The organism is Pseudomonas sp. KH_021 (assembly GCF_057838865.1).
Genome location: NZ_CM174477.1, coordinates 6,031,343 through 6,055,950, shown reverse-complemented (window position 1 = coordinate 6,055,950; position 24,608 = coordinate 6,031,343). Strand labels below are relative to the sequence as shown.

Here is a 24,608-nt window from a genome sequence, read left to right as displayed (position 1 = left end):
TGTTGTCATCGCTGTGGTTCTCTATCGCTCTACAAGGACGACAATCATTTGTCCGACGCGGGGGCGCAGTTTATCGAGCCATTGCTCGAACCGCTCTTTATGGGAGAAAAAGCACCGCCGCATTACCCTTTAGTGCAGTTCGATGATCAGCCTTGAGTGCCAGCGCCCTTCGGAGCAGGTAGGATGTAGCACTCTTTTCTGATTGGCATGGTCGATGAAATTCAAGGATCTACGGGATTTCGTGCAGCAGCTTGAGCAGCGCGGAGAATTGAAACGCATCCAGGTCCCGGTTTCTCCTGTGCTGGAGATGACCGAGATTTGCGATCGTACCCTGCGCAAGAAGGGCCCGGCGCTGTTGTTCGAAAACCCCGTCGGTTTCGATATCCCGGTGTTGGGCAACCTGTTCGGTACGCCCGAGCGGGTGGCCATGGGCATGGGCGCCGAATCCACCGAGCAATTGCGTGAGATCGGCAAGCTGTTGGCCTTTCTCAAGGAGCCGGAGCCGCCCAAAGGCCTGAAAGATGCCTGGTCGAAGCTGCCAATCTTCAAAAAAATCATCGCCATGGCCCCCAAGGTGGTCAAGGATGCGGCGTGCCATGAAGTGGTCATCGAGGGCGATGACGTCGACTTGGGCATGTTGCCGGTGCAGCACTGCTGGCCGGGCGACGTAGCGCCGCTGATTACCTGGGGCCTGACTGTCACTCGCGGGCCGAACAAGGAACGCCAGAACCTGGGCATTTATCGCCAGCAGGTGATCGGTCGTAACAAGGTGATCATGCGCTGGTTGAGCCATCGCGGCGGCGCGCTGGATTACCGCGAGTGGTGCGAGAAGCACCCGGGCCAGCCGTTCCCGGTATCGGTCGCCTTGGGCGCTGACCCTGCGACTATTCTTGGCGCCGTGACGCCCGTGCCGGACAGCCTCTCCGAATATGCGTTTGCCGGCCTTTTGCGCGACAACCGTACCGAGTTGGTCAAATGCCGTGGCAATGACCTGCAAGTGCCGGCCAGCGCCGAAATCGTCCTTGAGGGCGTGATTCATCCAGGCGAAATGGCCGCTGAAGGCCCCTATGGCGACCACACCGGTTACTACAACGAAGTGGACAGCTTCCCGGTGTTCACCGTTGAGCGCATCACCCATCGCCGCAAGCCGATCTACCACAGCACCTACACGGGTCGCCCGCCCGATGAGCCGGCCATTCTGGGCGTGGCACTGAACGAAGTATTCGTGCCGATCCTGCAGAAACAGTTCCCGGAAATCACCGACTTCTATCTGCCGCCTGAGGGCTGCTCCTACCGCATGGCGGTGGTGACCATGAAGAAGCAGTATCCGGGGCATGCCAAGCGCGTGATGCTGGGGGTCTGGTCGTTCCTGCGACAGTTCATGTACACCAAATTCGTTATCGTCACCGACGACGACATCAACGCGCGCGACTGGAACGACGTGATCTGGGCCATTACCACGCGCATGGACCCCAAGCGCGACACGGTCTTGATCGACAACACGCCGATCGACTACCTGGACTTTGCATCCCCAGTGTCGGGCCTGGGCTCGAAAATGGGCCTGGACGCCACCAACAAGTGGCCGGGTGAAACCAGCCGCGAGTGGGGCCGGGTGATCGTCAAGGATGATGCCGTGACGCGCCGAATCGACGAAATGTGGAATCAGTTGGGAATAGATTGATGCGTGTGACCTTGCAGCCTTCCGGCGCAGTGCTTCAGATGTTGCCCGGAGAACGGATTCTCGATGCCGCACGGCGTCTGGGCTATGACTGCCCGCAAAGCTGTCGTAATGGCAACTGCCACATTTGTGCGGCCTTGCTGGTCGATGGTCGGATCCAGCAGGCCGGTGAAGTTCGCGATCATGGCGAGCTGTTCACCTGTATAGCCGAACCGCTGGAAGACTGCACGGTCCTCTGGGACGGTGTGTTGGCCCTGGGCGAGCTGCCGGTACGCAGCATGGCCTGCCAGCTGAGCGAATGTGTGGATCTGGGCGGCGACGTCTGGCGTGTGCGCCTGCGAGCGCCGGCTGGCAAGCCACCGCGCTACCACGCGGGGCAATACCTGATGATCGAACGTGAGAATGGCGAGAAATCGGCGTTCTCGCTGGCCAGCGCGCCGTCTGCCGGCCGCGAGCTGGAAATGCACGTACTGGCCCGCGAGCCGAGCGCTCGCAGCTTGATCGAGCAGTTGCAGCGCAATGGCATGGCGCGCCTGCAACTGCCCTTTGGCGATACCCACTTGGCCGAGCTGCCAGACGGCCCGCTGGTGCTGATTGCCGCGGGCACCGGCATGGCGCAGATGCACAGTTTGGTCGAGCACTGCCGAGCGGCGGGTTTCAAGCACCCGGTCCACCTGTACTGGGGCGTGCGTCGACCGGAAGACTTCTACCGCATCGATGCGTGGGACAGCTGGCAGCAACTGCCCAACCTGCACCTTCACAAGGTCGTCAGCGATCTGTGTGGCTGGGAAGGGCGCTGTGGCATGCTGCACGAAGCGGTCTGCGAAGACATCACCGACCTCTCCTCTGTGCATGTCTACGCCAGCGGTTCGCCGGCCATGATCTACGCCACCCTCGACGCCTTGGTCGAGAAGGGCATGGACGCGCATCAAATGCGCGCCGATGTATTCGCCTACGCCCCCCGCAATTGATTCTTGCTAGCACGGCGCACTTCAAAAACAGTGAGCCGTCGCCGTTATAACCCTGCAATTAAGCCGAGAGGAATCTGAGTCATTTAGTAACCCCGCCCTATAAATACTCACAAAAACTCCACGTAAGACCGAGTTTAATTTTTGAGCTTCAATATCTGCTTGAAAGGGTGTTCGTGTGGTGAAAATAGCGCAGAGCGCACACGGTGAAATCTGGTAATTGCGTCAGACGTTTCCCATAAAAATATCGGCTAGTTCGCTAACATTTTGAGTATCCAAAATGCCGCGACGTGAAAGAGGTCAGGTGTGATACAAGGCTCCTTTTGCATGGCTTGGGGAAAGCTTTGGGCATCGACGTAAGGGGAACGGCGAACGGTCGGCGTGAGGTTATCTACAACGCTGAGCATCAGAACTTGCTCGATACCTCAACGGATCGCAAGCCGCACATGCAGACGGTAGGATCGCTTTCGGTCGCCTCTATCTTCCGCCGCCGTAAGGCGAGGGGTAATGATGGCGATGGAAATCCATTCATCTACGCATTGAAGGGTCTGCACCGTTATTCGATTTCGGACGAACAACTGTGGGCTTTCCGGCCAAATTTCCTGACCACTCTCAGCATCTACATGTCCCAAGTTCCCTATGACAAGATCACACCACTCCCGTCGAGCAAGCCCATAGCGCGCTACGTGGCAAAAAAGGCAGGCCGGTTTCAGCCGGAAGCCCAGTTGGAGACGGGGCTTTTCTTGAAGCGCTCAGCAACCCAAGTGATTGCTGAACTTGAGGCGAAATACGATGCTGACGAGATTCCAAAGAAACTCAAAAGTCTTGCTGCGGCACTGATCGGTACACTGCGAAAATCGCACAACAGCAGCTTCGCGATGAAAAATGTTGACCAGCGCCTTCGCGACTATATCGAGCCACTCGTACTCGCTCCCGATGCTGCGGTTGCGGGCCATCGTATTCTGTTGGTTGATGATCTGTTTTCCTCGGGCGCTACGCTCCGCACCGCTCACCGGCTGCTTACCGGAGCTGGAGCCGCCGAGGTTTCGGCCCTGTGTTTGCTCAGCAGGGTTTAATATCACTGCACGTTGTTGATTTCCGAGCTTGGGTTTTGTAGTCTTGTCCGGCAGTCGACCACTTCTATGCCCGGTGGTCCTTAAACATGAAGCAGGGGGAATTTTCCCTGTGGGCCCGAGCGAGCACCGTTGAACGAGGTCAGGCAATAAGCGCCGAGTATCGTTCTGTTAGGCATCGGCTGACCGTAGTATCGCGGGGAACTCGGAAAACGAGTTCCCCGCGTCTTTTTCTACTCCAGGAAAACGTCAGGTCGGTTCGAGCCAAATTCTCGGAGCCGAATCTCCTTCCGGACGGCCAATCCATCGCTCAATCCACGCCACCCAGCAGTGCAGCTGCGACTCATTGTAAGCGTATGAGGTGTCAGTTTTGGGCGTGCTACCACCGAGAATTTTCTTCACCCTTATAGGCAAGGCGCTGTTCGGAAGAACTATCGCTATACTCATTTTTATCAAGGCGGCGACCGCCATTCAGCCGCAAGCCCTTGATCTGCGGGGTCTGGCTGCCGTACGGTGAGGGCACGGACTTTATTCGCTTGCAGTGCTTACTTGGGTAGGCGCGAGGAATATTTGGCGACGCTTATGTCGGTGACTGAACAACCTTGTGTGCATCCTGCTTATCCCCCGTCGGTCGACTTTGGGCCGCAACTCACGCATGAACAACTGCTGAACTCGATGCGCAACACCCTGCTCAAGCATAAAGGTGGGCCGGTGTGGTTATTTGCCTATGGTTCGTTGATCTGGCGGCCGGAGTGCTCCAGCAGCGAACGGCGTCGCGCGCGGGTGCATGGCTATCATCGCGGGCTGTACTTGTGGTCCATGGAGCACCGTGGCACGCCGGAAAAACCGGGCCTGGTGTTTGGGCTGGATCGGGGTGGTTCATGCAGCGGGTTTGCCTATCGGCTGGCGGATGAAGGGCTTGAGGAGTCGCTGTTGGCGCTGTGGCAGCGGGAGATGCCATACCCGTCTTATCGGCCGCACTGGCTGACCTGCCGGCTTGAAGATGGCAGCAAGGTCCAGGCCTTAGGCTTTGTGCTGGAGCGGCACCTACCCAGCTACGCCGGTGATCTGCCGGACCATCTGTTCAGCCATGTACTGTCCAGCGCCTGTGGGCGCTCCGGCACCACTCATGAATACGTGACCCAGACGATCAACGCGCTGCGCAGCCACGCCATGCCGGATCGCAACCTGGAGGCGCGGCTCAAGCGCTGTGTCGCCCAGGTGGCACAATCCATCCCCATCAACCCCCTCTCCTGAACTCACATGGCACAAACGGGCTAGGGTAGGAGCGCGGCTTGCCGGCGATGCAGGCGACGCGGTTTGACTTAATAACTGCATTGATACCATCGCGACGGTTCGGCGCCCCGACAAGCTCTGCTCCTACAAAAAGCCCATTGGGCCTGAGCAAACTTGCATCCCCCGAACCCGCTCCCCTATAGTTCGCCCGTCGCTGCCAAATCAGCGACCGGGCGTGCAAGCCCGAGCCATGTGTACAGCACTTAACTACCCAGCAGCCTTTGAGGCCGCTGAGTCCTTTTGCTCAAGGAATTTGCCCATGGCCAAAGAAATCCCGCTGACTGACATTTCCCGCGAACCTGCGGTAATGCTCATCAACCCCGACGCCACTGTTCCCGACCTGTTGGCCTTCGCTGATACGCGCATCCGCACCGCCAAAGAGCTGATGATCAGCCTTTCCTGTCTCAATACTGCTGCCATGGAAACCCGCGATATATCTGCAGTTGCCGATGTGGCGTACTTGCTGTTGCAGGATGGTTGTGACGTTTTGGATGAGGTGCGATCACGCCCGGGGACTTGCTTGTAGTGTTTGATTGAACGCTCGCATCGACACAATCGCTAGCAAGCTCTGCTGCCACATTGTAGGAGCACGGCTTGCCGGCGATGCAGGCGACGCGGTTTGACTGAAGAGCTGCATTGACGCCATCGCGACGGTTCGGCGCCCCGACAAGCTCTGCTCCTACAAAAAGCCCTCTGGGCAGAAACGTGCATCGCCCCCACCCTGAACTACGCTTTCCCTCGCAACCCCCAGAGCCGTACCGCACAAGCAAGGAGCCTGTATGGCTGCTCTTCGATCGACGTTGTTACTCGGCCTGGCTTGCCTGACCGTGCTGACCGGCTGCGAAAAAAGCAAACCCACCGAGCCGCAATTGCCACGTGTGCGGGTGGAGTCGGTGGCGGCAACGGAGTTTGCGGCGGCGGTGACGCTCACGGGTGATATCCAGGCGCGAGTGCAAGCCGACCTGTCGTTCCGGGTGGGTGGCAAGATCATCGAGCGCAAGGTCGATGTGGGGGACCGGGTCACGGCCAAGCAAGTGCTGGCGCGGCTGGACCCCAAGGATTTGCAAACGGCGCTGGAGTCGGCCAACGCCGAGGTGTTTGCCGCCCAGGCGCGGGTGACGCAAACCAGTGCAGCCTTTGTGCGCCAGCAAAAGCTGTTGCCCAAGGGCTACACCAGCCGCAGCGAATACGATTCGGCCGAGGCCAACTTGCGTGCCAATCAGAGCGCGTTAAAAGCCGCCCAGGCGCAACAGGCCAACGCCCGTGAACAACTCAGTTACACCGACCTGATCGCAGAAGCGCCTGGCGTGATTACGGCGCGTCAGGCTGAGGTAGGGCAGGTGGTGCAGGCCACGGTGCCGATTTACAGCCTGGCCCGTGACGGAGAGCGCGACGCCGTATTCAACGTCTATGAGTCCCTGCTGATCGACCCACCCAAAGATCGCGTCATCACCATCAGCCTGCTGGACAATCCGAAAATCCAGGCCCAAGGCAAAGTGCGCGAGGTCACGCCCACGGTTTCGGCCGACAGCGGTACGGTGCAGGTCAAGGTGGCCTTGCAAAGCCTGCCCGACGGCATGGACCTGGGGTCGGTGGTCAGCGCCACGGCAAGCCCGCCAGGCAAGTCGAGTATTGCCTTGCCCTGGTCGGCCCTGACCAAGAACCTGAGCTCGCCCGCGGTGTGGGTGGTGGGTGAGGGCAACAAGGTCAGCCTCAAGGACGTCAAGGTCGCGCGCTACCTGACCGGTAAAGTGATCATCAGCGACGGTCTGGACAACAACCAGCGAGTGGTCGTGGCCGGAGGGCAACTGCTGCACCCCGGGATGCAGGTAGAAATTGCCGAGGCCAGCAAACCATGAGGCAACTTGCGCTGTGGATATTGGGTGGCCTGCTGCTGACGGCCTGTTCCAAGGAAGAACAGGCGCCAGAGCAAATCAGGCCCGTGCTGTCCGTCGAGGTCAAGGCGCAGGATCAGGAAACTTATGGCCGCTTTGCCGGCACCATTCAAGCGCGCTACGAAAGCACCTTGGGCTTTCGCGTGTCGGGGCGGATCGCCCGGCGTTATGTCGACGTAGGCACCCAGGTGGCCAAGGGTGCCTTGTTGGCAGCGCTGGACCCCACCGATCAGCAAAACCAGTTGCGCGCCAGCGAAGGCGATCTGGCCAAGATCCAGGCGCAATGGATCAACGCCCAGGCCAATGCCCGTCGCCAGCAAGAGTTGTTCAATCGAGGCGTCGGCGCCCAGGCGCAATTGGATATCGCCCAGACCGACCTGAAAACCACCGGCGCTCAGTTGACGCAGGCCAAGGCAGCTGTCAGCCAGGCGCGTGATCAACTGGGCTACAGCGAATTGCACAGCGACCACGCAGCGGTGGTGACCGCCTGGCACGCTGAAGCAGGGCAAGTGGTGAGCATCGGGCAGCAGGTGGTGACTCTGGCTCAGCCAGAGATCAAGGAGGCAGTGATCGACTTGCCCGCGAGCCTGGCCGATCAAATGCCGGTGGGCGTTGAGTTCACCGTGGCGGCGCAACTCGATCCAGGGATCAATACCACGGCCAAGTTGCGTGAGATCGAACCCCAGGCTGAAAGCGCCACGCGCACCCGGCGGGCCCGTTTGACGCTGGCCCAAACGCCCCAGGGTTTTCGGCTTGGTACGGCGATCAGCGTCACATTGAGCTCAGTCATCACCCCGCGCATCGAACTGCCGGCCAGTGCGCTTCAGGAAATAGACGGCAAGGCGCAGGTCTGGGTCATTGATACGGCCGCCAGCACGGTATCACCCCACGAGGTCAAGGTACTCAGCCGCGAGGGCAACAAAGTCTTGTTGGCTTCCGGGGTCAAGCCCGGCGAGCGGGTGGTCAGCGCTGGCGTCAACAGCCTCAAGCCCGGGCAGAAGATCAAACTCGATAAGGGAAGCCAGCAATGAAGGGGAGCTTCAATCTGTCCGAATGGGCACTCAAGCACCAGTCTTTCATCTGGTACCTGATGTTTGTGGCGTTGCTGATGGGCGTGTTTTCCTACTTCAACCTGGGCCGAGAGGAAGACCCGTCCTTCACCATCAAGACCATGGTGATCCAGACCCGCTGGCCGGGCGCGACCCAGGACGAGACCCTCGATCAGGTCACCGATCGAATCGAGAAAAAGCTCGAAGAGCTCGACTCGCTCGACTACGTCAAAAGCTATACCCGCCCTGGCGAGTCGACGGTGTTCGTCAACCTGCGCGACACCACCCAGGCCGAAGACATCCCGCAGATCTGGTACCAGGTACGCAAAAAGATCCAGGACATCCGCGGTGACTTTCCTCAGGGCATCCAGGGGCCGGGTTTCAACGATGAGTTCGGTGATGTGTTCGGCTCGGTCTACGCCTTTACCGCTGACGGCTTGAGCATGCGCCAGCTGCGCGACTATGTGGAGCAAGTACGCGCCGAGATCCACGATGTGCCGGGCCTGGGCAAGGTCGAGATGATCGGGGAGCAGGATGAAGTCCTCTACCTGAGTTTCTCGACGCGCAAACTGGCAGCGCTGGGCCTGGATCAGCGCCAGGTCGTGCAAAGCCTGCAATCGCAGAACGCCGTGACGCCGGCCGGGGTCATTGAGGCGGGGCCGGAGCGCATTTCGGTACGCACGTCCGGGCAGTTTGCTTCGGAGAAGGATCTGCAAGCGGTCAATCTGCGTTTGAACGACCGCTTCTATCGGTTGGCCGATATTGCCGACATCACCCGGGGCTACGTCGACCCACCCACGACGATGTTCCGCTTCAATGGCCAGCCCGGTATTGGCCTTGCGATCGCCATGAAAGCTGGCGGCAATATCCAGGAGTTCGGCAGGGTGCTGCATGAGCGGATGCAGAGCTTGACGGCCGACTTGCCCGTGGGTATTGGCGTGCACACCGTGTCATCCCAGGCCGAGGTGGTCGAGAAGGCGGTCGGCGGCTTTACCAGTGCGTTGTTCGAGGCGGTGATCATCGTGCTGGTGGTGAGTTTTGTCAGCCTCGGTGTGCGGGCGGGCCTGGTGGTGGCCTGCTCGATTCCGCTGGTGCTGGCGATGGTGTTCGTGTTCATGGAATACAGCGGCATCACCATGCAGCGGATCTCGCTGGGCGCCTTGATCATCGCCCTCGGGTTGCTGGTGGACGATGCCATGATCACGGTGGAGATGATGGTCACCCGCCTTGAAATGGGCGAGACCAAGGAGCAGGCGGCCACGTTCGCCTACACCTCCACGGCCTTCCCCATGCTGACCGGCACCCTGGTGACGGTGGCGGGGTTCGTGCCCATCGGCTTGAACGCCAGTTCGGCCGGTGAATACACCTTCACCCTGTTTGCGGTGATTGCCGTGGCCATGCTGGTTTCCTGGATCGTCGCGGTGCTGTTTGCCCCGGTGATCGGCGTGCATATCCTGAGCGCCAACGTAAAGCCGCACAATGCAGAGCCTGGGCGTATTGGCCGCGGCTTCAACCATGGGCTGATCTGGTGCATGCGTAACCGCTGGCTGACGATTATCGGCACGGTGCTGCTGTTTGTGCTGGCCGTGTTCTGCATGCGATTTGTGCAAAACCAGTTCTTCCCGTCTTCAGACCGGCCCGAAATCCTGGTCGACCTGAACTTGCCGCAAAACGCCTCGATCCAGGAGACCCGCCTGGCGGTTGATCGCCTGGAAGCCAAGATCAAGGATGACCCGGACATCGTCCGCTGGAGCACCTATATCGGCCAGGGTGCGATCCGTTTCTACCTGCCGTTGGACCAACAACTGGAAAACCCGTACTACGCGCAGTTGGTGATTGTCAGCAAGGGCCTGGAAGAGCGCGGTGCGTTGATGGGCCGATTGAACACGATCTTGCGTGAGGACTTTGTCGGCGTCGGCAGTTTTGTCCAGGCACTGGAGATGGGTCCACCAGTAGGCCGCCCTATCCAGTACCGGGTCAGCGGCCCGGATATCGATCGGGTGCGCAAGCACGCGATCGACCTGGCGACGCTGTTGGACAACAACGCGCACATCGGCGAAATGATCTACGACTGGAACGAGCCAGGCAAAGTGCTACGCATCGACATCGCCCAGGACAAGGCGCGACAATTGGGGCTGTCATCGGAGGATGTGGCCAACCTGATGAACAGCATCGTCAGCGGCTTGCCAGTGACTCAGGTGCAAGACGATATCTACCTGATCGATGTGATTGGCCGTGCGGTGGACAGCGAGCGGGGCTCGCCTGAGACCCTGCAGAACCTGCAAATCCTCACCCCGAGCGGCACGTCGATCCCGCTGTTGTCTTTTGCTACCGTCCGTTACGAACTTGAACAGCCGTTGGTATGGCGGCGAGATCGCAAACCCACTATCACCATCAAGGCGGCGGTCAGCGACGACATCCAGCCGACTGACCTTGTGAGGTTGCTCAAGCCTGAGATCGACCAGTTTGCCAGCCAGTTGCCGGTGGGCTACCAGGTGGCAACCGGGGGTACGGTTGAAGAAAGCGCCAAGGCCCAAGGCCCGATTGCCAAGGTCGTGCCCTTGATGCTGTTCTTGATGGCGACCTTTCTGATGATCCAGTTGCACAGTGTGCAGAAGCTGTTTCTGGTGGCCAGTGTGGCGCCGCTGGGGTTGATCGGCGTGGTGCTCGCGCTGGTACCGACCGGCACGCCCATGGGGTTTGTGGCGATTCTCGGGATTCTGGCGTTGATCGGCATCATCATCCGCAACTCGGTGATTCTGGTGACGCAGATCGAGTCGTTCGAGCGGGACGGTTATACGCCATGGAATGCAGTTATCGAGGCGACTGAGCATCGACGCCGGCCGATCCTGCTGACCGCTGCTGCGGCGAGCCTGGGGATGATCCCGATTGCCCGGGAAGTGTTCTGGGGGCCGATGGCCTACGCGATGATTGGCGGGATCATCATCGCCACCTTGCTGACGCTGCTATTCCTGCCAGCGTTGTACGTGGCCTGGTACAAAATTCGCGAGCCAGCCAGGTAGGGATTACCAGAATGCCGAACCACCGCGATGAACGCACCGCGGTTTGCCTGATGTACCGCGGTGTGCCCATCGCAGCATAGGTATCTACACATCTTTTGGTGTACTGCATTTCGTAGCAGTGGACGAGTAGAACGAGGCCACGTCCGGCTGCGCAGCAGTCGTAAAACCTGGCACTTCAGTATTCAGATACACCGCGAGTACAGGCTTTGCGAGGACTACGTCCCCGGACCTAGCCTCGCTGAACTCGTCTACTGCTACGAATGTAGCCGCTGACGAGGTACGAGGCTGCGATCGGCAGCGAAGCGGCCGTAAAACCTGAGACCGTAATCCATCAGGCACACCGAAGGGCCTGAATTTACGACGGCTTCGCCGCCGATCGCAGCCTCGTACCTCGGCAGCGGCTACAAGAGCCGCGCTGCCCCAGAATTGTGTAGATACCTATGCTGCGATGAATGCACCGCGGTCTGACTGACGTAGCGCTATTAGATCACCGCCGAAATCAACCCTTGCCCTTGGTCCGTGTCATGTTCGGCCCGCCATTCTTCTCGATATGCTCGATGATGATGCCGGCCACATCCTTGCCGGTGGTGGTTTCGATCCCTTCAAGCCCAGGCGAGGAGTTCACCTCCATCACCAGCGGCCCGTGGTTGGAGCGCAGGATATCCACACCCGCCACCGACAAGCCCATCACCTTGGCCGCTCGAATGGCGGTCATGCGCTCTTCGGGGGTGATCTTGATCAGGCTGGCGGTGCCGCCGCGATGGAGGTTGGAGCGGAATTCGCCAGGTTTGGCCTGGCGCTTCATCGAAGCAATGACTTTGTCGCCGACCACAAAGCAGCGGATGTCGGCGCCGCCCGCTTCCTTGATGTATTCCTGCACCATGATGTTCTGCTTCAGGCCCATGAAAGCTTCGATCACCGACTCGGCAGCCTTGGTGGTTTCGCACAGCACCACGCCGATACCCTGGGTGCCTTCCAGCACCTTGATCACCAGCGGCGCGCCGTTGACCATCTGGATCAGGTCGGGAATATCGTCTGGCGAGTGGGCAAAGCCTGTCACCGGCAGGCCCACGCCACGTCGTGACAGCAATTGCAGCGAACGCAGTTTGTCGCGCGAGCGGGCGATGGCCACCGATTCGTTGAGGGGGAACACGCCCATCATTTCGAACTGGCGCAACACGGCGCAGCCATAGAACGTGACAGACGCGCCAATCCGCGGGATCACCGCATCGAAGCCCTCCATGGGCTTGCCCCGGTAGTGAATCTGCGGCTTGTGGCTGGCGATGTTCATGTACGCCCGCAAGGTGTCGATCACCACCACCTCATGGCCACGTTCGACACCCGCCTCGACCAGGCGGCGAGTGGAATACAGACGCGGATTGCGCGACAGGACAGCGATCTTCATGAAACACCTGTGGAAGAGGGGGAAGAGACCGGGAAAGCCGGTTTTTCTTGAACATAAGTGAGGCCCGGATTGACCACCAACTGGCCATGGATCAGGGCTTTGGAACCGAGCAGTAAGCGATAACGCATGGACTTGCGGCAAGCCAGGGTAAATTCCACTTCCCAGACCCGATCACCGAGTGCCAATGGCGTGCGGATCACGTAGCGGATTTGGGCGTGGCCGTTGGAGCTTTTGATCGTTTTCATCGTTACCAATGGGGCTTCGCAGCGGCGATGACGCAGTTGCACGACCGAGCCCAGGTGGGCATTGAAACGCACCCATTGCTCACCCTCGCGCACAAAGGTTTCGATTTCTGTGGCATGCAGGCTCGATGTGCTGGCTCCGGTATCGATTTTGGCCCGCAGGCCCGCGACCCCAAGGCCTGGGAGCGCCACCCATTCGCGCAAACCGATAACTGTCAAATGGTCGAATGTCTTCAAAATGATTAACCAGCGATGGAAATACTCGGGCTCTGACCCGGCATGATGCGGGTAAATTCCCCCCAGCATAGCGCCTGCACAAACTCCCGAAAGGGACGCCTTGAGTCCTTGCGCGGTATTCAGGCAGAAACTTAAGCAAATGGCGATAGCTATTGTGTGCCGCGCTTGAGAAATACGAGGGCATCGGCGCTGCAGGCTGCGGGGGTTTTGGCCAGACGCTGCACGGAGTAAAGTTTGCGCTATAGAGATGAACGGAGTTTTGCAGTGACACAGAAAACAGAAACGGACGACAAGGTGCGTCTGGATAAATGGCTGTGGGCCGCACGCTTCTACAAAACCCGGGCGCTGGCCAAGGCGGCTATAGAAAGTGGCAAGGTTCACCATCGGGGCGACCGTTGCAAACCGGGGAAAGAACCCCATATAGGCGATGAGTTTCAAATTCGCACCGGTTTTGATGAGCGCACCGTCGTCGTCAAGGCGCTATCGGTGACCCGTCGCGGCGCGCCTGAAGCGCAGTTGCTGTACGCCGAAACCGAGCAAAGCATCGCTCGTCGCGAGCAAGCGGCGGCGATGCGCAAGGCGGGCGCGCTGAGTGTCAGCACTGACGGTCGGCCGAACAAGAAGCAGCGTCGCCAGCTTCAGCAGTTCCAGGATGACGCCAACGAGTAGTCGTTCTGCACCGCCATTCGTCGCACGCCCGGCAAAAAACTGGCCAAATGGCTGCGCTCGGAAACACAGTAATGCAGCGGGCAACCGCCATTGTCACCCATCCAGACAGACAGACTTATGCACGATCTACCTGACACCGATTTTACCCAGCGCTTCATTTTCGACGACAGCGACACGCGCGGCGAACTGGTTTCGCTGGAACGCAGCTACGCCGAAGTGCTGGCCAAACACCCCTACCCAGGTCCGGTCGCGCAATTGCTCGGCGAACTGATGGCGGCCGCCTCCTTGCTGGTCGGCACCTTGAAGTTCGACGGCCTGCTGGTGCTTCAGGCGCGTTCCAACGGCCCTGTACCGATGCTGATGATCGAATGCTCCAGCGAGCGCGAGATCCGCGGCCTGGCGCGCTATCACGAAGACCAGATCACCGACGGCGCCACCCTGCGCGAGCTGATGCCTCAAGACCAGAGCGAACTGGTGATGACCATTGACCCTACCCAGGGCCAGCGGTACCAGGGCATCGTCGAGCTGGCCGGTGACAGCCTGTCAGACTGCTTCACCAACTACTTCAAGCAATCGGAGCAGCTGGGCACCCGTTTCTGGCTCTACGCCGACGGCTCTCGTGCGCGCGGCGTGCTGCTGCAGCAACTGCCGGCCGACCGCCTTAAAGATGAAGACGATCGCGCCGCCAGTTGGCAGCACATCACCGCCCTGGCCCATACCCTGAACGCCGAAGAGCTGTTGAGCCTGAACAACGAAACCATTCTGCATCGCCTTTATCACGAAGAAGATGTGCGCCTGTTCGATATCCAGCCGCTGACATTCCGTTGCACGTGCTCGCGCGAGCGTTCGGCCCGTGCGCTGATCAGCCTGGGCGCCGATGACGCCGAACAGTTGGTCAAGGAACACAACGGCACGGTCGAGATCGATTGCCAGTTCTGCAACGAGCGTTATTTGTTCGATGCCGCGGATGTAGCGCAATTGTTCGCAGGCGGTGGTGTGGACAACCCGTCAGACACTCGTCACTAAAACGCTTCAGCGCAGGAGAAAGTCCTGTGAAAGGCCGGGATAGCGCTGTTCTGACAGGAGGGCTCTACTTTTTTTGGGCTTTTCTGGCATAATCCGGGCCACTTTTTTCGCTGTAGTAGTAAAAACGTGTCTACTACAAAACGTTTGGAGCACTCGGCCATCGGCCGATGGGGAACCTCATGACGCAAGCCAACAACGCCGTGTACACCGATATCAGCACCGCACAACTGGTGGAAGAAGCCATCCGTCGCGGTGAAGGCGAGCTTGCCGCTAATGGCTCGCTGGTCGTGAAAACAGGTCACCGTACGGGTCGTTCGCCGGTCGATCGTTTTATCGTCGAAGAGCCGAGCACCCAGGACGCAATCGCCTGGGGCCCGATCAACCGCAAATTCCCGGCCGACAAGTTCGACGCCCTGTGGAACCGCGTGGAAGCCTACCTGGGCGAGCGCGAGCGGTTTGTTTCCCATGTGCACGTCGGTTCCGATGAGGCGCACTACCTGGCGGTCAAGATGACCACCGAAACCGCTTGGCACAACCTGTTCGGTCGTTGCCTGTTCATTAACCCTGAACAGTACAACCCGGGCGCCAAGCAAGAGTGGCAGATCCTCAACGCCCCTTGGTTCGTGTGCGAGCCAGAGCGTGACGGCACCAACTCCGACGGCACCGTGATCATCAACTTCGCCGCCAAGAAAGTGCTGATCGCGGGCATGCGTTACGCCGGCGAAATGAAAAAAGCCCTGTTCTCTGTGCAGAACTTCCTGCTGCCAGCGGCCGACGTGCTGCCAATGCACTGCGCGGCCAACATGGGCGAAGAGGGTGATGTCACCCTGTTCTTCGGCCTGTCTGGCACCGGTAAGACCACCCTGTCGGCCGACGAAAGCCGTTACCTGATCGGTGACGACGAACACGGTTGGGGCGAAGGCGTGGTGTTCAACATCGAAGGCGGTTGCTATGCCAAGTGCATCGACCTGACCGAGAAGAACGAGCCGGTGATCTGGAAAGCCATCCAGTTCGGCGCCGTGCTGGAAAACGTCGTGCTGGATCCACAAACTCGCCTGCCGGACTACACCGACGACAGCCTGACCCAGAACAGCCGCGCCGCTTACCCGCGTGAGCTGATCGAAAAACGCGCACCGAAAAACCTCGGCGGCGAGCCAAACGCTGTGATCTTCCTGACCTGCGACCTGACCGGCGTACTGCCACCGGTGTCGATCCTCAGCGAAGAGCAGGCGGCTTACCACTTCCTGTCGGGTTACACCGCACTGGTTGGCTCCACTGAAATGGGTTCGGGCAGCGGCATCAAGTCGACCTTCTCCACCTGCTTCGGCGCCCCGTTCTTCCCGCGTCCGGCTGGCGAATACGCTGAACTGCTGATCAAGCGTATCCGTGGCTTCGGCTCGAAGGTCTACCTGGTCAACACCGGCTGGACCGGCGGTGGCTACGGTGTTGGCAAGCGCTTCAACATCCCGACCACCCGTGGCGTGATCGCTGCCATCCAGAGCGGCGCTCTGATCGGTGCCGAAACCGAGCACCTGGACGTGATCAACCTGGACGTGCCGAAGTCGGTCCCAGGCGTAGACGGCGGCCTGCTCAACCCACGTAACACTTGGGAAGACAAAGCCGCCTACGACCAAGCCGCTAAAGGCCTGGCCGGTCTGTTCATCGAAAACTTCAAGAAGTTCGAAGTTTCCGAGGCTATCAAGCAGGCAGGTCCTCAGCTGTAGGAGCTAGTGGTCCGGCATTCCGGTTTACCCGCGATGAACGCACCGCGGTTTGCCTGATGGAATGCGTAACGGCCATCGCAGGCAAGCCTGGCTCCTACAGGAGCAGGGTTTACCGGAATGCCGGACCACCGCGATGAACGCACCGCTGTCAAAGCCGCCCTTCGGGGCGGCTTTTGCATGTGTGGGCGCAGGTATTCATCCCCCGAATGCCACGTATCACACTAATAAAGTTCAAAACCTGCCCCTCGCTGTTCTATGGTTCGGTGTATCCGAAGCTCCGATGATCGAGGAAGTAGCATGAGCCAGACCGCTTTCAACATTCAGCGCACCGCCGTGATCGGCGCCGGGACCATGGGCCGGGGCATTGTCATGTGCCTGGCCAATGCCGGCGTGCAGGTGCAATGGCTGGACAATAATCCGCAGATGCTGGAGCAGGGCATGGCCGCGGTGGCCGAGACCTACGCGCACAACGTGCGCCAAGGGCGTATCGATGAAGCAGAGGCGGCGGCGCGACGGGGGCGGGTAGAGTCGGCGGTGGATTATTCGGCTATCCGCGATGTGGACCTGGTGATCGAGGCCGTGTACGAGAACCTGGAGCTCAAGCAAAACATCTTTCGCGAGCTGGATGCTGTGCTCAAGCCCTCTGCCATTTTGGCCAGCAATACGTCAGAGCTGGATATCGACGCGATTGCAGCGGTTACGAAGCGTCCCGCCCAAGTGCTGGGCCTGCATTTCTTCAGCCCGGCCCACATCATGAAGTTGCTGGAAGTGGTGCGCGGTGCCAAGACTGCGCCGGCTGTGCTTCAGGCTGCCAAGGCGCTCGGCGAGCGCATGGGCAAAGTCAGCGTGGTGGCCGGCAATTGCCATGGTTTTATCGGCAATCGCATGCTCAATAACTACGTTCGTGAAGCGCGCTCGATGCTGCTCGAAGGTGCCTTACCCTATGAGGTGGATAAGGCCATGCAGGACTTTGGCTTCGCCATGGGGCCGTTTCGCATGTTCGATGTGGTGGGTATCGATCTGGGCTGGCGTGCTCGGGAGTTGGCCGGCAAGGGCCAGGACGACCCACTGGTGCAGGTGGACAACCGACTCTGCGAGCTGGGTCGTTATGGCCAGAAGGCCGGCAACGGCTTCTATCACTATGAACCGGGGAGTCGGCAGGCTGAGCACGACCCTGAGGTCGATGCACTGGTGGTCGGGGTCAGCCGGGGTCTGGGCTACGAACGGCGCGCTATCAGCGCTCAGGAGATCCTGGAAAGGTGCCTGCTGGCGCTGGTCAACGAAGGCGCGAAGATTCTGCAAGAGGGTATCGCCGACTCGGCCCATGACATCGACCTGGTCTACCTCAATGGCTATGGCTTTCCAGTGGCTCAAGGTGGCCCGATGGCCTGGGCCGATGCCCAAGGCATGACACTGATCAAGAAACGCCTGCTGGCACTTGAGGCGCAATTGGGCGAGCATTGGCGACCGGCAGGCTTGATCGGTCGCTTGGCGGCCGAAGGCGGTCGGCTGTCGCAAGCTTGATATTCCCCTGTAGGAGCAGAGCTTGCTCCCGATGGCGTCGACACGGTTTGCCAGATGACAGCGGTGACGCCATCGCGAGCAAGCTCTGCTCCTACACAACCGTTATCGAGGAAACCATGAGCGAAAAGACTCCACAGCGCAGCGATTACCGCCATTTCCAGCCGATCATCACGCGCTGGCACGACAACGATGTTTATGGGCACGTCAACAACGTGACCTACTACAGCTTTTTCGACACAGCCGTGAACACCTACCTGATCGAGGAAGGTGGGCTGGATATCCATGACGGGGAGGTAGTGGGATTCGTGGTGAGCTCGTCCTGCGACTACTTTGCCTCGATTGCCTTTCCCGATCGCATCGAGATCGGTCTGCGGGTGGGCAAGCTGGGCAACAGTTCAGTGCAGTATGAGCTGGCGGTCTTCAAGGCGGGAGAGGCCGATGCCTGTGCGGCAGGGCGCTTTGTGCATGTGTTTGTGGATCGGGTATCGAATCGGCCTGTGGCGATTCCAGAGCGGTTACGCGGGGTGTTGCAAGCGTTGGTCTAGCTGGCCGCAAGCGGTGCGGCCAGCCCTTCCAATGGGCACGGTTTAATCGTCGTCATGCCAGTGCTTGTGCTTGCGGTGGCCGTAGTGACGGCCACGGTCATGACGACGTTCGTAACGACGGTCGTCGTAACGGCCACGGTCACGGTAGCGGCGATCATCGCGGTCGCTCTCGTTGCCCATGTAGTTACCCAGGGCACCGCCCGCGCCACCACCGGCTGCTGCGCCGATCAGGCTGCCGGTGGTGCCGCCGACACTGCGGCCAACCACGTTGCCGCCTGCTGCGCCCAGCGCACCACCAATGGCCGCTTCGCCACGGCTGCGTTTGTCGGCACCTACCGCACCACCGGCCGCACCACCCAGGCCTGCGCCAATCGCAGAACCGGTGCTGCCGCCGATCGATTGACCGACCACCGAACCCAATACCCCACCCAGTGCGCCGCCAATACCAGCTTCGGTAGTGCCGCCCGCCGACGCAACGCCGCTGAGCAAGCCAAGGGACAACAACAGAATCGAGGAGTACTTCTTCATTGAGAGAGCCTCAGAGGGATGACGAGGCGATCCTGAGGCTCTGAGAGGGAGCTTTCAACGCAAATCCGACGAATAGCACGACATGTACACAAAACGCTAAATTACTGTTTTTTCGATGAAACTTTCTGCTTTTTCGTCGGTCTTAGGTTACTTCGGACAGGCCTTTTCAGTGATGCAAAGGCCTTTTTTGTGGGCGTAATTCGAGGAAGCGACCACCTTACGCCCTTAGGCATAAAGTGGCCAACCCCGGTTATCAGATGATCCGAGCGCTATCGCTGGCAGGCTCCAGGCGAATGGCAACGAACTTGGACGTTGGCGTGTGGCTGCCGTCACCGACGCTTTCCAGCGGCACCAACGGATTCACTTCCGGGTAATAGGCCGCTGCCTGGCCTGCCGGGATATCGAAGGCCAACAGCGTGAAGCCTTTGACCCGCCGCTCAATCCCGTCACTCCACAGCGAAACGATATCGGCCTTCTGTCCAGGCTTGAAGCCCAGGCGAATGATGTCGGCTTCATTGACGAACATCACGTCACGCTGGCCCTTGACCCCCCGATAGCGATCATCCAGGCCATAGATCGTGGTGTTGTACTGATCGTGCGAGCGCATCGATTGCATGATCAGGTCCGGCACCTGGCCGCTGTCACGGATATCGGCGTGCAGCAAGTCGTCTGGCAAGGCGTTGGACTTGAAGTTGGCGCGCCCATTGGTTGTTGCCCAGCGACGGTCCGCGGCGCTGCTGCCCAGATAGAAGCCCCCCGGGTGTTCCAGACGCTGGTTGAAGTCCTTGAAGCCGGCAATGGTGTCTGCAATCAAGTCGCGAATGCGCCGGTAGTCGGCGATCAGCCAGTTCCAGTCCACCGGATGGGTGCCCAGGGTGGCGGCAGCAATGCCTGCGATCACTGCAGGCTCCGAACGCATCTGTTTGGACAGCGGCTGCAGCTGGCCATGGGAGTCATGCACCATGCTGAAGGAGTCTTCCACGGTGACCGCTTGCGGGCCTTGGGCCTGCATGTCGATGTCGGTACGCCCCAGGCACGGCAGGATCAAAGCCTCCTTGCCGTGGATCAGGTGGCTGCGGTTGAGCTTGGTGCTGATCTGCACGGTCAGGTCGCAATTGCGCAGAGCCTTCGCGGTGCGGTGGCTGTCCGGGGTAGCTTGGGCGAAGTTGCCACCCAGGCCGATAAACACCTTGGCCTCACCTTTGAGCATGGCGTGGATGGCTTCGACCGTGTTATGGCCGTTGTGGCGCGGCACCTTGAACTTGAAGCGCTTTTCAAGGGAATCGAGCAAGGCCGCAGGCGGGCGCTCATTGATGCCCATGGTGCGGTCGCCCTGCACGTTGCTGTGGCCGCGCACCGGGCACAGGCCGGCACCGGGCTTGCCGATGTTGCCGCGCAACAGCATCAGGTTGGAGATTTCCTGGATGGTCGCCACCGAATGGCGATGCTGAGTAATGCCCATGGCCCAGCACATGATCACGTTGTTGGCCTTGCGATACATCCGCGCCGCTTGCTCGACTTCATCAAGGTTGAGGCCGGACTGCTCGACGATCTGCTCCCAGGAGGTGGTGTCGACGGCCGTCAGATACTCCAACACGCCTTGGGTGTGCTCGTTGAGAAAGTCATGGTCAAACACTGACGGGGCCTGATTCGCCTGCGCCTCACGTTCCCACTGCAGCAAAAACTTGGCCATGCCGCGCATCAGCGCCATGTCACCACCCAGCGCCGGGCGCAAATAGGCGGTGTTGGTCGGGCGGTCGCCGTTGGTGAGCATCTCGATAGGGTGCTGCGGGTGCTGGAATCGCTCCAGGCCGCGCTCCTTTAGGGGGTTGATACAGACCACCTGGGCACCGCGCTGGACCGCCTCGCGCAGCGGTTCGAGCATGCGCGGGTGGTTGGTGCCGGGGTTCTGGCCCCAGACGAAAATCGCGTCGCTGTGCTCGAAGTCATCGAAGGTCACCGTGCCCTTGCCGACCCCGACACTTTGCGACAAGGCCACGCCGCTGGCTTCGTGGCACATGTTCGAGCAGTCCGGGAAGTTGTTGGTGCCATAGGCGCGCACAAACAGCTGGTACAGGTAAGCCGCCTCGTTGCTGGCCCGGCCGGAGGTATAAAACTCGGCCTGGTCGGGGCTTTCGAGGTTGAGCAGGTGCTTGGCGATCAGGTTGAAGGCGTCGTCCCAGCTCACTGGCTTATAACGGTCGCTGATCGGGTCGTAGACCATCGGGTCGGTCAGGCGGCCTTGGTATTCAAGCCAATAGTCACTCTGGGCCAGCAGCGAGGTGACGCTGTGCTTGGCAAAGAAGGCGGCGTCCACACGGCGCTTGGTGGCTTCCCAGTTGACCGCCTTGGCGCCGTTTTCGCAAAACTTGACCATGCCGCTTTCTGGCGAATCGCCCCAGGCGCAGCCAGGGCAGTCGAAACCGCCGTTCTGATTGGTCTTGAGCAGGGCACGGATGTTTTTCAGGGCATTGTCGCTGCCCAGCCAAGCCTTGGTCACGCTCTGCAGGGCGCCCCAGCCACCGGCTGCGCCGTTGTAAGGCTTGTAGCGCGGGGTGGGCGTCTGGTCGGCTTTGTGGTGCATGCTCACGCTGAATTCTCCATCGCAGGGCTATAGACCCGCGGCGCACTGTGTTGCGGCAGGTGGATAAGGTTGAGGTTGTGTCGGCGTGCCCATTGCAGCGCCAGGCCCGTAGGCGAGGACAGGCTGACCAGGGTTTGAATGCCGGCACGCAAAACTTTCTGGATCAGTTCCAGGCTGCAGCGGCTGGTGACGATGGCCAGCCCGCCGTCGGTGCAGATTTTTTGCCGCACCAACGCACCGATCAGCTTGTCCAGCGCGTTATGGCGGCCGATGTCTTCACGGCCGAACAGCAGTTCGCCCGTGGAGTCCATGAAGACGGCGGCATGCACTGCCCCGCAGTGCCGGCCCAGCGGCTGGAAGGCACTGATGCGCTGGCGCAGGCCGTCCAGCCACTCGGCGGGCGGCAGCGGGGCACCTGGCAGCACGCTCAATTGCGGTAACGCCTGCTCGACGGCTTCGACGCCACACAGGCCGCAGCCGCTGGTGCCGGCCAACTGGCGGCGCTGGTTTTTCAGGTCCCAGAAGGCACGGCTGGCGATTTCGACTTCGGCCTGTTGCGCCGAGCCATTGCCAGACAAGCTGATGTCATAGATTTCATCGGCACTGGCAACGATGCCGCTGCCGATGCTGAAGCCGACAATAAAGTCTTCAAGATCGTTAGGGCTGACCAGCATGACGGCTTGGCTGATGCCGTTGAAGGCGATGGCCAGGGCCACTTCTTCGGCCAATGCGGCATTGGCCGAGGCCTCATGGGAGAGGTCGCAGTATTGATAAGTCTGGCTGGCCGCCGGTGCAGGCGTGGACGCAGTGAGCACCGCGCAGGCCGGGTGCTTGGCATTCATCGCGCATACCGGCAGGGAAAGAGTGCTTTAAGACTAGGCCTGCGCGGGTATGGCGTCTAATCGCTTATACCGATGCCGTGATAGACGGCGTCGATCAAGAAGGCTTTGAGGATTGCCGGTAGAGGCTGAAGCAGGCTTCGGCCAGCGCCGAACGCGGCGCCCCGCGGCGCATGATCAGGCCCAGGGCGGCCAGGGTTTGCGCCTGCTCGATGGGTTGCAGGCGCAGGTGATCGGTCAGTGCTTCAAGGCCGCCGTCCAACGGGATGATCGCGCAGCACAGGCCCCCATGGACGGCTTGCACCAATTGATGCACGGCATCGGTTTGCAGCAGTGGTTGCGGGGTCAGGCCGCGGCTGTGGAAGTTATGGTCGATGGACTGGCGAAAGTGCATGCCACTGGTGAGCAGGCCCAAAGGCAATTCAATCAGTGCGTCCCAGCTCAAAGGCGCGGGCTCGAAGCTGAAAAAGCGCGGGTCATAGAGCAAGCCCATGCGGGTTTCACTCAAGGCCAGGGTTTCGAAGCGTTCGTTATCCAGGCGTTCCAGGTAGGAAATGCCCAAATCCAGGCGATTGTTCGCCAACTGTTCGAGGATCTGCTCTGAACTCAGGGCGCTCAGCTCAAAACGCAGGTTGGGGTGTTCGCGGTGCAATTGCTGCAGCAGTGGCAGTGGGTCGAAGTTCGACAGCGGCACCACGCCCAGGCGCAAGGTGCCCACCAGATGCCCACGGCAAGCGGCGGCTTCAGCATTGAGCCCGTCATAAGCGGCCAATACCGTGCGGGCCCAGGCCAGTACCCGCTCACCGGGGGCGGTAAAACCCTCGAAGCGCTGGCCGCGATTGACCAGGGGCAGTTCGAGTTCCTCCTCCAGGCTGCGCAGGCGCATCGACAGCGTTGGTTGGGTGACGTGGCAGCGCGCTGCCGCCTGGCCAAAGTGGCGGGTCTCGTCGAGGGCGATGAGGAATTTGAGCTGTTTGATGTCCATCGTCTGTCTCGGGCCTGTGGGCGAACCGGGATTTTAGCCTGTCCGGCAGGTCGATTTGCCAGCCTTGGCTAGACTAAGCGGTTCAACTGATAACGATGGAGTGTGTCATGAGTCTATTCAGCTTTGTGAAGGAAGCCGGCGAGAAGTTGATCGACCTGCTGACGCCGGGTAATGCCAATGCCAGTGAGCAGTTGAAGGACCATGTGGCGAAGGTGGGGTTGGGCAATCCAAATGTGCAAGCCACGGTGGACGGGGACAAGGTAACCGTGACGGGTGAAGTGGCGAGCCAGGAAGAAAAAGAAAAAATCCTCCTGACGCTGGGCAATATCGCGGGTGTAGCCACGGTGGATGACCAAATCATCGTCACAGGGCCGGTAGTGTTGGCCGCGCAGTTTGTCACGGTAAAAGCAGGCGACACCTTGAGCGCCATTTCCAAGGTCGTGTATGGCGATGCCAACCACTACCAGAAAATTTTCGACGCCAATAAACCCATGCTCAAGGACGTCAACAAAATCTACCCTGGGCAGGTCTTGCGCGTTCCAAAGTAACGGTATGGCGGGCGCCGATCACAGCGTTTCGATCAGCGCCCGGTAGTCTTCCACTGCATCGAATTCCGCCGTATCGCGTGGCCCTTTGCGGCTGTCGGGCTCGCGTACGGCGAGCAGGTGCGCCACGCCAAAGTCTCGTGCACTGCGCAGAATCGACAAGGTATCGTCGATGAACAGGCTGCGGGCCGGATCGAAATCGATGTCGTCCTTGAGCGCACTCCAGAACTGCGGGCTTTCCTTGGCAAAGCCATAGTCGTGAGAGCTGATCAGCCGCTCGAAATAGGGCGCCAGTTCAATCCGCTCAAGCTTGAGCGACAGCGAGTCGCGGTGGGCGTTGGTGATCATGATCACCTGCTTGCCAGCAGCATGGATGGCTTTGAGGAAGGTATCGGCATCCGGGCGCAGGGCGATCAGGTGGGCCGTTTCCAGCTTCAGCTCGCGAACCGGTAGCTTCAGTTCAGTCGTCCAGAAGTCCAGGCAGTACCAGCACAGCTTGCCGGCGTTGTTCTCGAACAGCGGCTGCAGCTCAAGCTCGGCCATGGCGCGGCTGATGCCGTGCACCTCGGCATAACGCTGGGGCAAGTGTTCGAGCCAGAAGTGGTTGTCGTAATGCAGGTCCAGCAGGGTGCCGTCCATGTCCAGCAGAACGGTGTCGATATCGGGCCAGGCAATGGAAGGCATGTGAAATATTCTCAAGCAGGGGTGGTCTGACGCTGGCCTTCGCAGGGCCAAGCCACGGTATAGTAACCCGTTCACGCCAAGGAGCCGCC

At 60.1% G+C, this 24,608-nt stretch carries 21 protein-coding genes; 14 read left to right on the top strand and 7 right to left on the bottom strand.

Features of this window, described 5'->3' with window-relative positions:
- Positions 1-214 precede the first annotated feature (214 nt).
- The 8 genes from ubiD (at position 215) to AC3IX4_RS27855 (ending at position 10,982) form a co-directional block, all read left to right on the top strand.
- Positions 215-1,681, top strand: coding sequence for a 4-hydroxy-3-polyprenylbenzoate decarboxylase (gene ubiD / locus AC3IX4_RS27890; protein WP_489258515.1), 1,467 nt, complete (start codon positions 215-217; stop codon positions 1,679-1,681).
- Entirely contained in the window at positions 1,681-2,649 is a 969-nt protein-coding gene (locus tag AC3IX4_RS27885; RefSeq protein ID WP_489258514.1) for a CDP-6-deoxy-delta-3,4-glucoseen reductase, read from the top strand. The genes ubiD and AC3IX4_RS27885 overlap by 1 nt, the downstream gene beginning before the upstream one ends.
- Positions 2,650-2,990: 341 nt before the next feature.
- A complete protein-coding gene (locus AC3IX4_RS27880) occupies positions 2,991-3,722 on the top strand; it encodes a ComF family protein (RefSeq protein ID WP_489258513.1) in 732 nt (243 codons plus the stop codon).
- Positions 3,723-4,301: 579 nt separating this feature from the next.
- Positions 4,302-4,976: a gamma-glutamylcyclotransferase gene (locus AC3IX4_RS27875; protein WP_489258512.1), complete on the top strand. Its 675-nt coding sequence runs from the start codon at positions 4,302-4,304 to the stop codon at positions 4,974-4,976.
- A 298-nt stretch (positions 4,977-5,274) separates the two neighbouring features.
- Entirely contained in the window at positions 5,275-5,541 is a 267-nt protein-coding gene (locus tag AC3IX4_RS27870) for a hypothetical protein (RefSeq protein ID WP_489258511.1), read from the top strand.
- Positions 5,542-5,794: 253 nt separating this feature from the next.
- Positions 5,795-6,874, top strand: coding sequence for an efflux RND transporter periplasmic adaptor subunit (locus AC3IX4_RS27865; protein ID WP_489258510.1), 1,080 nt, complete (start codon positions 5,795-5,797; stop codon positions 6,872-6,874).
- Positions 6,871-7,941 (top strand): efflux RND transporter periplasmic adaptor subunit, encoded by a 1,071-nt coding sequence (locus AC3IX4_RS27860; protein ID WP_489258509.1) that lies wholly within the window; start codon positions 6,871-6,873, stop codon positions 7,939-7,941. Before AC3IX4_RS27865 ends, AC3IX4_RS27860 begins: the two co-directional genes overlap by 4 nt.
- The gene (locus AC3IX4_RS27855; RefSeq protein ID WP_489258508.1) at positions 7,938-10,982 is read left to right on the top strand and encodes an efflux RND transporter permease subunit; all 3,045 of its coding nucleotides are present in this window, start codon (positions 7,938-7,940) and stop codon (positions 10,980-10,982) included. Before AC3IX4_RS27860 ends, AC3IX4_RS27855 begins: the two co-directional genes overlap by 4 nt.
- A 499-nt stretch (positions 10,983-11,481) precedes the next feature.
- On the opposite strand, the gene rimK is transcribed toward AC3IX4_RS27855, so the two are convergent.
- The gene (gene rimK / locus AC3IX4_RS27850) at positions 11,482-12,387 is read right to left on the bottom strand and encodes a 30S ribosomal protein S6--L-glutamate ligase (protein WP_489258507.1); all 906 of its coding nucleotides are present in this window, start codon (positions 12,385-12,387) and stop codon (positions 11,482-11,484) included.
- On the bottom strand, positions 12,384-12,866 hold the full coding sequence (gene rimB / locus AC3IX4_RS27845) for a retropepsin-like aspartic endopeptidase RimB (RefSeq protein ID WP_489258506.1): 483 nt from the start codon (positions 12,864-12,866) through the stop codon (positions 12,384-12,386). The genes rimK and rimB overlap by 4 nt, the downstream gene beginning before the upstream one ends.
- Before the next feature lie 264 nt (positions 12,867-13,130).
- Here rimB and AC3IX4_RS27840 point away from each other — a divergent pair, with 264 nt between their 5' ends.
- The 5 genes from AC3IX4_RS27840 (at position 13,131) to AC3IX4_RS27820 (ending at position 18,354) form a co-directional block, all read left to right on the top strand.
- Positions 13,131-13,535, top strand: a complete 405-nt coding sequence (locus AC3IX4_RS27840) for an RNA-binding S4 domain-containing protein (RefSeq protein WP_489258505.1) — start codon at positions 13,131-13,133, stop codon at positions 13,533-13,535.
- Between the two features lie 117 nt (positions 13,536-13,652).
- Entirely contained in the window at positions 13,653-14,561 is a 909-nt protein-coding gene (gene hslO / locus AC3IX4_RS27835; RefSeq protein WP_489258504.1) for an Hsp33 family molecular chaperone HslO, read from the top strand.
- Positions 14,562-14,740: 179 nt separating this feature from the next.
- On the top strand, positions 14,741-16,285 hold the full coding sequence (locus AC3IX4_RS27830; RefSeq protein WP_489258503.1) for a phosphoenolpyruvate carboxykinase: 1,545 nt from the start codon (positions 14,741-14,743) through the stop codon (positions 16,283-16,285).
- Between the two features lie 297 nt (positions 16,286-16,582).
- Positions 16,583-17,809 (top strand): 3-hydroxyacyl-CoA dehydrogenase, encoded by a 1,227-nt coding sequence (locus AC3IX4_RS27825; protein WP_489258502.1) that lies wholly within the window; start codon positions 16,583-16,585, stop codon positions 17,807-17,809.
- Between the two features lie 116 nt (positions 17,810-17,925).
- Positions 17,926-18,354 (top strand): acyl-CoA thioesterase, encoded by a 429-nt coding sequence (locus AC3IX4_RS27820; RefSeq protein WP_489258501.1) that lies wholly within the window; start codon positions 17,926-17,928, stop codon positions 18,352-18,354.
- Positions 18,355-18,396: 42 nt separating this feature from the next.
- Here AC3IX4_RS27820 and AC3IX4_RS27815 read toward each other — a convergent pair whose 3' ends face one another.
- From AC3IX4_RS27815 to AC3IX4_RS27800, 4 genes are all read right to left on the bottom strand, one after another.
- Positions 18,397-18,882 (bottom strand): glycine zipper domain-containing protein, encoded by a 486-nt coding sequence (locus AC3IX4_RS27815; protein WP_489258500.1) that lies wholly within the window; start codon positions 18,880-18,882, stop codon positions 18,397-18,399.
- A 253-nt stretch (positions 18,883-19,135) separates the two neighbouring features.
- A complete protein-coding gene (locus AC3IX4_RS27810) occupies positions 19,136-21,466 on the bottom strand; it encodes an FdhF/YdeP family oxidoreductase (protein ID WP_489261385.1) in 2,331 nt (776 codons plus the stop codon).
- A gap of 2 nt (positions 21,467-21,468) precedes the next feature.
- Positions 21,469-22,308 carry a formate dehydrogenase accessory sulfurtransferase FdhD gene (fdhD, locus tag AC3IX4_RS27805; RefSeq protein WP_489258499.1) on the bottom strand — a complete coding sequence of 280 codons (840 nt, stop codon included), beginning with the start codon at positions 22,306-22,308 and terminating at the stop codon, positions 21,469-21,471.
- 94 nt (positions 22,309-22,402) lie between these two features.
- Positions 22,403-23,290: a LysR family transcriptional regulator gene (locus tag AC3IX4_RS27800; RefSeq protein WP_489258498.1), complete on the bottom strand. Its 888-nt coding sequence runs from the start codon at positions 23,288-23,290 to the stop codon at positions 22,403-22,405.
- A 107-nt stretch (positions 23,291-23,397) separates the two neighbouring features.
- On the opposite strand from AC3IX4_RS27800, the gene lysM reads away from it, so the two are divergent.
- Positions 23,398-23,838, top strand: coding sequence for a peptidoglycan-binding protein LysM (lysM, locus tag AC3IX4_RS27795; RefSeq protein ID WP_489258497.1), 441 nt, complete (start codon positions 23,398-23,400; stop codon positions 23,836-23,838).
- 18 nt (positions 23,839-23,856) lie between these two features.
- Here lysM and yrfG read toward each other — a convergent pair whose 3' ends face one another.
- Positions 23,857-24,519 (bottom strand): GMP/IMP nucleotidase, encoded by a 663-nt coding sequence (yrfG, locus tag AC3IX4_RS27790; RefSeq protein WP_489258496.1) that lies wholly within the window; start codon positions 24,517-24,519, stop codon positions 23,857-23,859.
- Positions 24,520-24,608: the final 89 nt, after the last annotated feature.